The organism is Rhodococcus sp. P4_F3_2 (genome assembly GCF_056401335.1).
The window spans coordinates 1-12,839 of record NZ_JBFUJN010000048.1; the positions used below are offsets into that span (position 1 = coordinate 1).

Here is a 12,839-nt window from a genome sequence, read left to right on the forward strand (position 1 = left end):
CAGTGGGGCAAGGCGCCCTTCACCGATCTGATGGCGATCACCGATGCTGCCGTCGCGCAGCCCGAGATCGACCCCAAGCGAACCGGCGCGATGGGTGGTTCGTTCGGCGGTTACATGGCCAACTGGATCGCCGGCCATACCAACCGTTTCGACGCGATCGTCACCCACGCAAGCCTCTGGGCACTCGATCAATTCGGCCCGACGACGGACGCGGCCTGGTACTGGCAACGCGAGATGTCGCCGGAGATGGCCGTCGAGAACTCGCCACACCTGTACGTCGCGGACATCACGACTCCGATGCTGGTCATCCATGGCGACAAGGACTACCGGGTTCCGATCGGTGAGGGCTTGCGACTCTGGTACGAACTGCTCGCCGAGTCAGGTCTGCCCGCCGACGACGACGGGAAAACGGACCATCGCTTCCTGTACTTCCCCGACGAGAATCACTGGGTGCTCAAGCCACAGCACACCAAGATCTGGTACGAGGTGGTCACCGCGTTCCTCTCCGAGCACGTTCTCGGCGAAGATGTCGCGCTGCCGGAGATTCTGGGCTGAACGCGCGCATGCCTCGTTCGGCTGAAGCAGCCGAACGAGGCACGATCGTCTTCGCGCGGATCCGGACCGGACTCAGGCGCCGGGGCAACGAACGGTGTACGACCACTCGGTGTGGTCAGGGCCCGTGACGCGAACCAGAACGGACGACGCCCCACCGGCGGGCACGTTGACGACAGCTGAACCAGTTCCCTCGTTGATGTTGTCGCCGATGTATCCGGTGCTGTGGATCAACCGACCTTCGTAGTACACCTCGATCAGGTCCGGGACGTTTTCGGTCTCGTAGCCGAGCACGAACGAGGTCGGGCCACCGCGGCCGAGTTCGTGCTTGGTGCTGGTGATTCCTGCGCCGCCCGAGACGGTCGAGGCGTCGCAGCGCTGCATGGGTGCAAACGATCCGCCGCCGCCGCTGCCGCTGGCCAGGCCACTGAGAATGTCCCTGACGTTGCCACTGGCCAGGCCGTTGACGATGTCCGTCGCGCTGGTCGAGCCGGCGTTCAGGCCGCCGAGAACGTCGTTGAGGTTCCCAGTGGCGATCCCGCCGACGATGTCGCCCACGCTGCCGCTGGCGATGCCGTTTGCGATGTCGTTCCCGATATCGCCGACGCTTCCGTTGATCGTGGCGCTGCCACTGTCGATGCTTCCTTGCACGCTTTCTTCTATGCCGGGGGCAGCGGACGCAGTCGCCGGAAGCACGAGGGCAACCGCCGCTCCGATCGTCGCGGCCGCCGCCAAGGTTCGAACGCCGGGACGGCGAGAACTCCAGTTGTTCAACATATTTGCTCCACAGGTAGTTGGTCGGTCGTCCTTCAGAGCGATCCTGTCAGCGGAGCGGATCGGTGAATATCGTTTGTTCGGCTGACCCCGGACTGCGGGGCAGTCGTTCGTGTGCGCCGCGGCGGCCGACGGGCGAATTCGTTCACGACGGGGGAGTCATTAGGATCAAGTGGTGACCAGTGCAGCTCCAGAGAACCCCCAGACCCCCGCCGACGCCCTACCCAAGAGCTGGGACCCCAGCGCTGTAGAGGCCGATCTGTATCAAGGCTGGGTAGACGCCGGGTACTTCCAGGCCGACGCGACCAGCGACAAGCCCGGCTACTCCATCGTGCTGCCGCCCCCGAACGTCACGGGCAGCTTGCACATGGGCCATGCCCTGGATCACACCCTCATGGACGTGCTCAGCCGTCGCAAGCGGATGCAGGGCTACGAGGTGCTGTGGCTACCTGGCATGGATCACGCCGGTATCGCCACGCAGTCCGTCGTCGAGAAGCAGCTCGCTGCCGACGGCAAGACAAAGGAAGATTTCGGCCGCGAGCTCTTCATCGACAAGGTCTGGGACTGGAAGCGCGAATCCGGTGGAACCATCGGGGGCCAGATGCGGCGCATCGGTGACGGTGTCGACTGGAGTCGCGATCGTTTCACGATGGACGAGGGCCTCTCGCGCGCCGTTCAGACCGTCTTCAAGCGCATGTTCGACGAGGGTCTGATCTACCGCGCCGAGCGTCTCGTGAACTGGTCGCCGGTGCTGCAGACCGCGATCTCCGACATCGAGGTGAAGTTCGAGGACGTCGAGGGTGAGCTGGTTTCCCTGCGCTACGGCTCGCTCGACGACAACGAGCCGCACGTCATCGTCGCGACCACTCGCGTCGAGACGATGCTCGGTGATACCGCAGTGGCGGTCCATCCCGAAGACGAGCGCTACAAGCACCTCATCGGAACCACTCTCGATCATCCGTTCACCGGGCGTCAGATTCCGATCATCGCGGACGACTACGTCGACCCCGAGTTCGGAACCGGCGCAGTGAAGATCACGCCGGCTCACGACCCCAACGACTTCGAGATGGGCCTGCGGCACAACCTGCCGATGCCCACCATCATGGACAAGACCGGCAAGATCGCCGACACGGGAACCGAATTCGACGGTATGGACCGCTTCGAGGCTCGCGTCAAGGTTCGCGAAGCTCTCGCCGAGCAGGGCCGCGTCGTCGCCGAGAAGCGCCCGTACCTGCACAGCGTCGGGCACTCCGAGCGCAGTGGCGAGGCCATCGAGCCTCGTCTCTCGTTGCAGTGGTGGGTCAAGGTCGAGACGCTCGCCAAGGCTGCGGGTGACGCGGTTCGCAACGGGGACACCGTCATTCACCCGGCGAGCCAGGAACCGCGATGGTTCGACTGGGTCGACAACATGCACGACTGGTGCATTTCCCGCCAGCTCTGGTGGGGCCACCGCATTCCGGTCTGGTACGGCCCCGAGGGTGAAGTTGCGTGCTTCGGTCCCGACGAAACGGCACCGGAAGGCTGGGTCCAGGATCCCGACGTCCTCGACACCTGGTTCTCCTCGGGACTGTGGCCCTTCTCGACGATGGGCTGGCCCGACAACACGCCCGAACTCGAAAAGTTCTATCCCACCAGCGTTCTCGTCACCGGCTACGACATCCTGTTCTTCTGGGTCGCCCGCATGATGATGTTCGGCACCTACGTGTCCGAGGACGAGTCGATCACCGCCGGTCCGGGTAAGTCCGGCGCGCAGATGCCGTTCAAGGACGTGTTCCTGCACGGACTGGTCCGCGATCAGTACGGCAAGAAGATGTCGAAGTCTCGCGGCAACGGTATCGACCCACTCGACTGGGTCGATCGTTTCGGCGCCGACGCCCTGCGATTCACACTCGCACGCGGCGCCAACCCGGGCAGTGACCTGTCCGTCGGTGAGGATTCGGCGCAGTCCTCGCGCAACTTCGCGACCAAGTTGTTCAACGCGACCAAGTTCGCACTGATGAACGGCGCTGCTCCCGCGCCGCTGCCTGCTCGAAGCGAACTGACCGACGCCGATCGTTGGATCCTCGACCGTCTCGACACGGTCCAAGCCGAGGCGGACGCCGCATTCGATCGCTACGAGTTCAGCAAGGCGTGCGAAGGCTTGTTCCACTTCGCGTGGGACGAGGTCTGTGACTGGTACCTCGAACTCGCCAAGGTGCAGTTCGCCGCCGACGAGGCTGTCGCCGCGAACACCCGCGCCGTCCTCGGCAACGTTCTCGATGCACTGCTCCGCCTCCTGCACCCGGTCATTCCGTTCGTGACCGAAACCCTGTGGAAGGTGCTCACCGGTGGTGAATCCGTCGTCGTCGCCGACTGGCCGACGTTGTCCGGTGTGGCAGTCGACACCCAGGCCGCCACCAGGATCGAAGACACCCAGAAGCTGATCACCGAGGTGCGACGTTTCCGAAACGATCAGGGGCTCAAGCCTTCCCAGAAGGTTCCGGCTCGTGCGTCCGGGCTCTCGGAGGCAGGCATGGACGGCCAGTTCGCCTACGTGGCGGCGCTTGCCAAGCTGACCGAACCCGAAGAGGGATTCACCGCGTCGATCTCCGTCGAGGTGCGTCTGAGCCAGGGCACCGTCACGGTCGACATCGACACCTCGGGCACCATCGACCTCGGCGCGGAGAAGAAGCGGCTCGAAAAGGACCTCGCGGCAGCGCAGAAGGAGCTCGTCACCGCTGACAACAAGCTGGCGAACGAGGCCTTCCTGGCGAAGGCGCCCGACGCCGTCGTCGACAAGATCAAGACACGTCGCCAGATCGCCGTCGAAGAGATCGAGCGCATCACAGGACGTCTGAAGGAGTTGGCCGACAAGTGAGTTCGTACGAGCCGTCCCAATTCGACGCTCAGAGTTCGGTTCCGACTCCGGTCGACATCGCCGAACTGGCGCTGGTGGAAGCAGAACTCGACAAGCGTTGGCCTGAGACCAAGATCGAGCCGTCACTGACTCGTATCGAGGCGCTCATGGATGTCCTGGGCTCACCGCAGCACAACTATCCGTCGGTGCACGTCACGGGAACCAACGGCAAGACGTCGGTGACGCGCATGATCGACTCCTTGATGAGCGCTCTGCATCGTCGTACCGGCCGAACCACCAGCCCTCATCTGCAGATCGCGACCGAGCGGATCAGCATCGACGGTCATCCGATCTCCCCGCGGCTCTACGTGGACACGTTCCGCGAGATCGAGCCGTACGTGCAGATGATCGACGCACAGTCGCAGGAAGCCGGGGGACCGGCGATGAGCAAGTTCGAAGTGCTCACTGCGATGGCCTATGCGGCATTCGCGGAGGCTCCGGTGGACGTCGCCGTGGTCGAGGTCGGCCTCGGCGGACGCTGGGACGCCACGAACGTGATCGACGGACAGGTCGCGGTGATCACGCCGATCAGCCTCGATCACGCCGAGTACCTGGGCACCGACCTGGCCGGAATCGCGGAGGAGAAGGCCGGGATCATCAAGAAGGGCCGCGAGGACTTGGTTCCGGTGGACACCGTCGCGATCATCGCCGAGCAGACTCCAGAAGTCATGGAGGTATTGCTGCGCCGAGCAGTCGAGGTCGAGGCCGCGGTCGCGCGTGAAGGCTCGGAGTTCAAGGTGCTTGCTCGCCAGATCGCGGTAGGTGGACAGCAGCTCGAACTTCAAGGCCTGAGTGGTGTGTACACCGACATCTTCCTCCCCCTTCACGGTGAGCATCAGGCGCGCAACGCCGCGCTCGCGCTCGCTGCCGTCGAAGCGTTCTTCGGCGCCGGTCCGGATCGACAACTGGATCAGGACGCAATCCGCAACGGGTTCGCCTCGATCGTCAATCCCGGTCGCCTCGAACGTGTTCGGAGTGCGCCGACGGTCTTTCTCGACGCCGCCCACAATCCCGACGGTGCGCGTGCTCTCGCCGCCGCACTGGCCGCGGAGTTCGACTTCCGCAAGCTTGTGGGAGTTGTCAGCGTGATGGCGGACAAGGACGTCGACGCCATCTTGACCGCATTCGAATCCGTCTTCGACGAGATCGTCGTCACCCACAACGGGTCACCCCGGGCGATGGATGTCGAGGAGCTGGCGAACATTGCCGTCGCGAAGTTCGGCGACGAGCGCGTCGTCGTGGCGCCGGTGCTTGCCGACGCGTTGGAAGTCGCGATCGAAATCGCCGAGCAGGTCGCCGAACCCGGCGAAGCCGTATCAGGGGCAGGTGTGGTGGTGACGGGATCCGTCGTGACCGCAGGCGCCGCCCGCACGCTGTTCGGAAAGGACCCCGCGTGAGTACCCCGTCAGATGCCAATCCCGAGTCCGGAGGCCACGAGCCCGGAGACCCCGAGTCCGGAGACACTGCCGGCGAGTTCGGGCCTCCGACCAAGGACCCCTGGAAAAGTTTCCGCGGAGTGATGGCCGGAACCCTGATCCTCGAGGCGATCGTCGTGCTGCTGGCTTTGCCGGTTGTCGCGGTCGTCGGCGGTGGCCTCACCGCGGCCTCCGCGGGATTCATCATCGGGTTGGCGGTACTGATGATTCTGGGAGCCGGCGTCCAGGGCAAGCCGTGGGCGATGGGGTTCAACGTCGCACTGCAGGTGATTCTACTATTCGGATTCTTCGTCCACCCGTCGATTGCCGGTGTGGCGATCACCTTCGGGATCGTCTGGGGATACCTCGTCTACCTGCAGAGAGACATCAAGCGCCGGATGGACAAGGGCCTGCTTCCCGGCCAGCGGGGCTGACCATTTAGGCTGTCCGCTGTGACTGAGCGCACCCTCGTACTGATCAAGCCCGACGCCGTTGCCCGTGGATACGTAGGAGAAATCCTCAGCCGTATCGAGCGCAAAGGCCTGACAATTGCAGCACTCGAACTCCGTGTAGCTTCCGAAGAGGTGGCTGGTAGCCACTACGCAGAACACTCCGAGCGCCCGTTCTACCCGAGCTTGTTGGAGTTCATCACCTCCGGTCCGCTGGTGGCCGCAGTGCTCGAAGGCCCCCGCGCCATCGCTGCTTTCCGTCAGTTGGCCGGCGGAACCGACCCGGTCGACAAAGCTCTTCCGGGCACCATCCGTGGCGACTTCGGACTCGAAGCGCAGCAGAACCTCGTTCACGGCAGTGACTCCGTGGAGTCGGCAGAGCGCGAAATCGCTCTGTGGTTCCCCGCGCTGTCGTCCATCTGAATCTTCGATCGGGGCCTCTGGCCCACATGAACGGGCCTTCGGCCCACATCTCCACAGCGAATTCTCGGCACGTATCCCACATCGGTGCGCCCTTTGCAGTTGCAGGCGCGTTGGTGTGGGATACTGCTTTCAGTTGAACCGCAATTTGTTTTACGCACGTTCAACCGGATGACACCTAGGTTCGATGCCCTTTCATCGCTGCTCCAGGTCAACAGGAAATCCCTGGACCTCTGCACGCTGGATGATCAGGCGCTCGCGCACAGGACAACGGCCATCCAGCCAGGCACTTCATGTGCTCGCAGTGAATAACGGGCATTGCGGACCATGCGGAGCGAGACCTTACAATCTCGCACTCACTTCTGAGTGCGAGTACACACAGCACGCTCCCGCGTGGCCGCGTGACAACTCGACTTCTGGGTTGGACGCGCCCGGGGGCTGAGGAGACTTACGTGGCCGATCAATCCCCAACCGAATCAGATTCCAGCACCACCCCGGAATTTCCCGACAAGATGCGGGTACACGCGCTGGCGAAGCTGCTCGGTGTCACCAGCAAGCAGGTCCTTGCCGAAGCCGCAGCGCTCGGTACCGAATTGCGCAGTGCGCAGTCGAGTCTCCAACGGGACGTTGCCCAGCGGATTCACGCCTCGCTGACTTCCGCGGCCGAGGCCATCGAGCCGGTCGTCGCCGAGCTCGATAGCCTCGTAGACCCGGTTGTCGAGGCGCCGGTTGTCGAGGCCCCGGTTGCCGAGGCCCCTGTTGCGGAAGAGCCTGCTGCAGAGGCTCCGGCCGAGAAGCCTGTCAGGGCTCGTCGCACCCGCAAAAAGGTCGTTGTCGAAGAACCGGCCGCCGAAGAACCTTCAGCAGAAGAAGCAGTGGATCCGGCTGTCGCCGAGATCAGCGCTGGACTCGACGCCGCTGCTGCGCTGCAGAGCAAGGAAGCCGAGCAGTCCGATCTGTTCACTTCCTTCGAGGCGCCGCAGACCCATCAGCCCGAGGTGGCTCCCGCCGCGCCGCAGGTCCCGCTGTTCCTGCAGCCGGATCTCGAAGCCGCCGAGGTAGCTCCGCGTCGCCGTCGCGCACGCCGCGAACCCGCTGCACCGGCGGTCGTCGAAGAGAAGCAGACAACTACGGAAGCCGAAACCGTCGTTCCCGAGGCAGCACCGGTTGCAGTTCCTGCCGTCGAAGAGCCGGCTGTGACCGCACCGCAAACCGAGGGCGAGAGCGCCGAGTCCGAGGACGAGGACGACGATCAGCCGCGTCGCCGTCGTCGTGGACGACGTGGACGTGGACGTGGTCGCGGTGAACAGGGTGGCGAGCAGGGCTCGGACGAAGAGTCGGATACCGCTACCGAATCGGAGCAGGAATCTGCCCCTGCGGCAGTCGAGAAGCAAACCGACGACGCTGCCGGCGAAGAATCCGGTGATAAGTCCGAGTCCACCGCTGATGCGGATTCCGAGAATGCCGACGATTCCGATCTCGATGCCGACGGATCGAGCCGCCGTCGCCGCCGTCGTCGTCGTCGCAAGACCGGCACCGACGGCGCCACCGACGCGACTGCGACGTCCGAGGACGATCCGCCGAACACCGTCGTTCACGAGCGCGAACCTCGCAACAAGACCCGCGTCAAGGACGAGGTCCAGGGCATCAGTGGTTCGACACGTCTGGAAGCGAAGCGTCAGCGTCGCCGCGACGGTCGTGACGCCGGCCGTCGTCGTCCGCCGATTCTGACCGAGTCGGAGTTCCTCGCGCGTCGTGAGGCCGTCGATCGCGTCATGGTTGTGCGCGATCGAGCAGACAGCGGTCAGCCGCATGCGACTACACAGGTAGCAGTCCTCGAAGACGGAGTGTTGGTCGAGCACTTCGTCACCAACTCGGCGTCCGCGTCGATGGTCGGCAACGTGTACCTCGGACGTGTCCAGAACGTGCTCCCCAGCATGGAAGCGGCGTTCATCGACATCGGACGTGGCCGCAACGGCGTTCTCTACGCCGGTGAGGTCAACTGGGAGGCTGCCGGTCTCGGTGGCAACTCGCGCAAGATCGAGCAGGCCCTCAAGCCGGGCGATCAGGTGCTCGTTCAGGTCAGCAAGGATCCGGTCGGTCACAAGGGTGCTCGACTGACCACACAGATTTCGCTTGCCGGTCGTTTCCTCGTCTACGTGCCCGGTGGTACGTCCACGGGTATCAGCCGCAAGCTTCCGGACACCGAGCGCAAGCGTCTCAAGGAAATCTTGCGCGACATCGTTCCCGCCGACGCCGGCGTGATCATTCGCACGGCGTCCGAGGGCGTCAGCGAAGAAGAGTTGGCGCGCGACGTGACTCGTCTGCAGGCTCAGTGGGCCGGCATCGAGGAGCAGGCCGCGGCTGCGGACACCGGTAAGTCCGGCAACCCGCAGGCGCTGTACGAAGAGCCTGACATGCTGGTCAAGGTCATTCGTGATCTGTTCAACGAGGACTTCTCCAAGCTGGTCATCGAGGGCGAGAAGGCGCATACGACGGTCGAGAACTACATCAACTCCGTTGCGCCCGACCTGCTTCCGCGACTCGAGAAGTACACGCCGAACAACGGTATCGACGTCTTCGCCGCTCGCCGTATCGACGAGCAGTTGGCCAAGGCACTCGATCGCAAGGTGTGGCTGCCGTCCGGCGGCACCCTGGTGATCGATCGCACCGAGGCCATGACCGTCGTCGACGTCAACACCGGAAAGTTCACCGGAGCCGGCGGAAACCTCGAAGAGACCGTTACCCGCAACAACCTCGAAGCAGCCGAGGAGATCGTTCGCCAGATGCGCCTGCGGGACATCGGCGGAATGATCGTCGTCGACTTCATCGACATGGTCCTCGAATCGAACCGGGACCTGGTCCTGCGTCGGCTCACCGAATGCCTGGGTCGCGATCGCACGCGCCATCAGGTGTCGGAGGTCACGTCACTCGGACTCGTGCAGATGACGCGCAAGAAGTTGGGCACCGGATTGGTCGAGGCCTTCTCGACCACCTGTGAGCACTGCCACGGCCGCGGGATCATCGTCCACTCCGAGCCGGTCGAGGTGAAGTCCTCGGACGACGGGGGATCGCGTTCGGGCTCGCAGCGAAGCGAATCCGGCACCTCGCGCAAGAACAAGCGTGGCCGCGGAGACAAGTCGCCTTCGACCGAGTCCAACGGACAGGAAGCTCCGGCGCCGGAGGTTCCGGCTGTCGACGCGACCGTCAAGCGGGCTCATCCGGTGGCATTGGCGATGGCCTCGCACCACCACGACGACGACGAGACCGTCGCGGCCGACTCGATCGAGTCTGATTCCACCGGTACGTCTTCGGGGGATGATGCATCCAAAAGTGCCGATCGGCAACAGGATCGGCCGATCGATACTCCTGCTGCTACTGAGCGCCATGACGTTCCTGTTGTGGACTCTGCTGCGGAAGAAGTATCCGCAGTGGACAACGAGTCGGCGGCCGCTTCGACCGAAGCATCTCCGCGCGGTCGTCGGCGTAGTCGCCGGGCGTCGCGGGCAGCGTCGGCACCGGTTGCCGAGGCAGCTCCCGAGGTGGGTACGGTCTTCGTGATTCCGACTCCGGAACCCGTGGCAGAAGCGGTCGTGGAAAACGTTCCGGCTCCGGCCACCGAAGTTCCGGCTGAGGAAGAAGTTGTCGTCGTCAAGCGACCCCGTCGCAGGCGTGCAGCAGCACGCCCCGCAGGTCCTCCGGTAGACGGAGAGTAAGAACTACTGGCTTTCGGTCGGTTGGATGACTTCGCGATGAGCGAGGACATCCAACCGTTATCCGAAGTTTCAGCTGGTAGAAGCAGTACAGAGTAGTAAGCACCACCCCTCGGCGGGGCGGTTTGACCCTGACGGTTGCTTTCCCGTAACCTTGGAGGGTCGCCACCCGGCGGTAGAGATTCCGTGTGCCTAGAGTGCGCGTGAATGTCCCGGTACGTCAGTGCCGAGCCGAGGTGACATAAACCAGACCAGTCGCGATGCATTTGAAGCCTCAGGCAGCAGCGCGAGCAAGTTCGAAGAAGCAAGGGGTAGCCCTCCGATGGCAACGTACGCGATCGTCAAGACCGGCGGAAAGCAGTACAAGGTCGCTGTTGGTGACCTCGTCAAGGTCGAGAAGATCGAGGGTGAGCCCGGCACTGCTGTCTCGCTTGCTCCCGTTCTCGTGGTCGACGGATCTGACCTGACCACCGACGCGGCCAAGCTGGCCAAGGTCGCAGTCACCAGTGAGATCGTCGAGCACACCAAGGGCCCGAAGATCCGCATCCACAAGTTCAAGAACAAGACCGGTTACCACAAGCGTCAGGGCCACAGGCAGCCGATCACGGTGCTCAAGGTCACGGGCATCAAGTAACCAGTTCTTTCTAGCTAATTTCACCCGAGGAGGGTCAATAGCATGGCACATAAGAAGGGTGCATCCAGCTCCCGTAACGGTCGCGATTCAAACGCCCAGCGCCTCGGCGTGAAGCGCTTCGGCGGCCAGTCGGTCAGCGCAGGCGAAATCCTGGTTCGCCAGCGCGGCACGCACTTCCACCCCGGCGTCAACGTCGGCCGTGGCGGCGACGACACCCTGTTCGCTCTCGCTGCCGGTGCAGTCGAGTTCGGCCAGAAGCGTGGACGCAAGACCGTGAACATCGTTCCGGCCGTCGTTGCGGCTGAGGTCTAGTCTTTCTCGCTAGTTGTGCGTCACCGGTTCTACTTTCGGTAAGAGAGTGACGCGTTCCAAGCTCCCGATAGGGGCGGACCAGGGTTGAAATAACCCGGTCCGCCCCTATCGTTTGTTTAAGCAGTGCCAGTTTTACCCCGAGCAACCCTGCTCACCAGAAGTTCAGCTCATCGCGTGAGACCCGCAATTGACTGAGGAAGGATCCGGCAGTCATGTCCCGATTCATTGACCGTGTTGTGCTGCACGTCAGCGCTGGAAAAGGCGGCAATGGTTGCGCCTCCGTACACCGCGAGAAGTTCAAACCGCTCGGCGGTCCGGACGGTGCCAACGGAGGTCGCGGCGGCGACGTCATCCTCGTGGTCGATGAGAACATCCACACCCTCCTCGACTTTCACTTCCATCCCAACGCGAAGGCGACCAACGGCAAGCAGGGCGCCGGCAGTAACCGCGAGGGTGCAAACGGTGAAGACCTCATCCTCAAGGTCCCGGATGGAACTGTGGTTCTCGATACCGACGGCAACGTCCTTGCCGACCTCGTCGGTGTCGGCTCGCGCTACGACGCCGCTCAGGGCGGCCGCGGCGGACTCGGCAACGCAGCACTCGCCTCGAAGGCTCGCAAGGCCCCAGGTTTCGCACTCCTCGGTGAAGACGGTGTCGAGCGTGACCTGGTGCTCGAACTCAAGTCGGTAGCCGACGTCGGTCTGCTCGGATTTCCCTCTGCCGGTAAGTCTTCGCTGGTGTCCGTTCTCTCGGCGGCCAAGCCGAAGATCGCCGACTACCCCTTCACCACTCTGGTCCCCAACCTCGGCGTCGTCTCGAGCGGTGACACCACCTTCACCGTCGCCGACGTGCCCGGGCTGATCCCCGGTGCCAGCGAAGGCCGCGGTTTGGGCCTGGACTTCCTGCGCCACATCGAACGCTGCGCCGTATTGGCGCACGTGATCGACTGCGCCACCCTCGATCCGGGGCGTGACCCGATATCCGACATCGACGCCCTGGAAGCAGAGCTGGCCGCTTACACGCCCGCGCTCTCCGGCGACTCGGGACTCGGTGACCTCGACAAGCGCCCGCGCGTCGTCATCCTGAACAAGACCGACGTTCCGGAGGCAGCCGAGCTGGCCGAAATGGTCACACCCGAGATCGAAGCTCGCGGATGGCCGGTCTTCACCATCTCGGCGGTGAGCCGAGAAGGTCTGCGACCGTTGACATTCGCGCTGGCGAAGATGGTCCGCGACTACCGCGAAGCTCATCCGAAGCCCGAGCCGAAGCGCCAGGTCATTCGCCCGGTCAAGGTGAAGGATTCCAGCTTCACCATCGAGAAGGATCCCGATATCCCTGGTGGGTTCGTCGTCCGAGGCACCCGCCCGGAGCGGTGGATTCGTCAGACCGCCTTCGACAACGACGAGGCCGTTGGTTACCTCGCCGACCGTCTTGCACGCTTGGGTGTCGAGGACGCATTGGTCAAGAAGGGCGCTCAGCCAGGGGCTTCCGTCACCATCGGTGACGTCAGCTTCGAGTGGGAGCCGATGACGCCGGCCGGTATCGATCTGACCCGTACGGGCCGTGGAACCGACCCGCGTCTCGATCAGGTGGAGCGTATCGGCGCCGACGAGCGCAAGCATGCTCGTCGCGTCCGCCGCGGGCTGCTCGACGAAGACGCCTGACTCACGCGAT

General features: G+C 63.8%; 10 protein-coding genes. 9 read left to right on the forward strand and 1 reads right to left on the reverse strand.

Annotation, left to right across the window (positions count from 1 at the left end):
* The coding region (locus AC1DWA_RS29845; RefSeq protein WP_477917412.1) for an alpha/beta hydrolase family protein at nt 1–555 on the forward strand (555 nt) is incomplete at its 5' end.
* A gap of 72 nt (nt 556–627) precedes the next feature.
* Here the strand turns inward: AC1DWA_RS29845 and AC1DWA_RS29850 are convergent.
* Nucleotides 628–1,329, reverse strand: a complete 702-nt coding sequence (locus AC1DWA_RS29850) for a hypothetical protein (protein WP_046378769.1) — start codon at nt 1,327–1,329, stop codon at nt 628–630.
* A 172-nt stretch (nt 1,330–1,501) separates the two neighbouring features.
* Here AC1DWA_RS29850 and AC1DWA_RS29855 point away from each other — a divergent pair, with 172 nt between their 5' ends.
* The 8 genes from AC1DWA_RS29855 (at nt 1,502) to obgE (ending at nt 12,829) form a co-directional block, all read left to right on the forward strand.
* Nucleotides 1,502–4,183 (forward strand): valine--tRNA ligase, encoded by a 2,682-nt coding sequence (locus AC1DWA_RS29855; RefSeq protein WP_024487630.1) that lies wholly within the window; start codon nt 1,502–1,504, stop codon nt 4,181–4,183.
* Nucleotides 4,180–5,619: a bifunctional tetrahydrofolate synthase/dihydrofolate synthase gene (gene folC / locus AC1DWA_RS29860; RefSeq protein WP_019749072.1), complete on the forward strand. Its 1,440-nt coding sequence runs from the start codon at nt 4,180–4,182 to the stop codon at nt 5,617–5,619. The genes AC1DWA_RS29855 and folC overlap by 4 nt, the downstream gene beginning before the upstream one ends.
* The gene (locus AC1DWA_RS29865; protein ID WP_477847060.1) at nt 5,616–6,071 is read left to right on the forward strand and encodes a DUF4233 domain-containing protein; all 456 of its coding nucleotides are present in this window, start codon (nt 5,616–5,618) and stop codon (nt 6,069–6,071) included. The genes folC and AC1DWA_RS29865 overlap by 4 nt, the downstream gene beginning before the upstream one ends.
* Before the next feature lie 18 nt (nt 6,072–6,089).
* The gene (gene ndk, locus AC1DWA_RS29870; RefSeq protein ID WP_042952256.1) at nt 6,090–6,509 is read left to right on the forward strand and encodes a nucleoside-diphosphate kinase; all 420 of its coding nucleotides are present in this window, start codon (nt 6,090–6,092) and stop codon (nt 6,507–6,509) included.
* Nucleotides 6,510–6,958: 449 nt separating this feature from the next.
* Nucleotides 6,959–10,222 (forward strand): translation initiation factor IF-2 N-terminal domain-containing protein, encoded by a 3,264-nt coding sequence (locus tag AC1DWA_RS29875; protein WP_477847058.1) that lies wholly within the window; start codon nt 6,959–6,961, stop codon nt 10,220–10,222.
* Nucleotides 10,223–10,541: 319 nt separating this feature from the next.
* A complete protein-coding gene (gene rplU, locus AC1DWA_RS29880) occupies nt 10,542–10,853 on the forward strand; it encodes a 50S ribosomal protein L21 (RefSeq protein ID WP_003944533.1) in 312 nt (103 codons plus the stop codon).
* 42 nt (nt 10,854–10,895) lie between these two features.
* Nucleotides 10,896–11,165: a 50S ribosomal protein L27 gene (gene rpmA, locus AC1DWA_RS29885; RefSeq protein WP_003944532.1), complete on the forward strand. Its 270-nt coding sequence runs from the start codon at nt 10,896–10,898 to the stop codon at nt 11,163–11,165.
* Nucleotides 11,166–11,377: 212 nt separating this feature from the next.
* A complete protein-coding gene (gene obgE / locus AC1DWA_RS29890) occupies nt 11,378–12,829 on the forward strand; it encodes a GTPase ObgE (RefSeq protein ID WP_019749068.1) in 1,452 nt (483 codons plus the stop codon).
* The last annotated feature ends 10 nt before the right edge of the window (nt 12,830–12,839 follow it).

Coding starts and splice junctions, on each gene's coding strand:
- rpmA (WP_003944532.1), top strand. CDS start 10,896: ATGGCACATAAGAAGGGTGCATCCAGCTCCCGTAACGGTCGCGATTCA.
- obgE (WP_019749068.1), top strand. CDS start 11,378: ATGTCCCGATTCATTGACCGTGTTGTGCTGCACGTCAGCGCTGGAAAA.
- AC1DWA_RS29850 (WP_046378769.1), bottom strand. CDS start 1,329: ATGTTGAACAACTGGAGTTCTCGCCGTCCCGGCGTTCGAACCTTGGCG.
- rplU (WP_003944533.1), top strand. CDS start 10,542: ATGGCAACGTACGCGATCGTCAAGACCGGCGGAAAGCAGTACAAGGTC.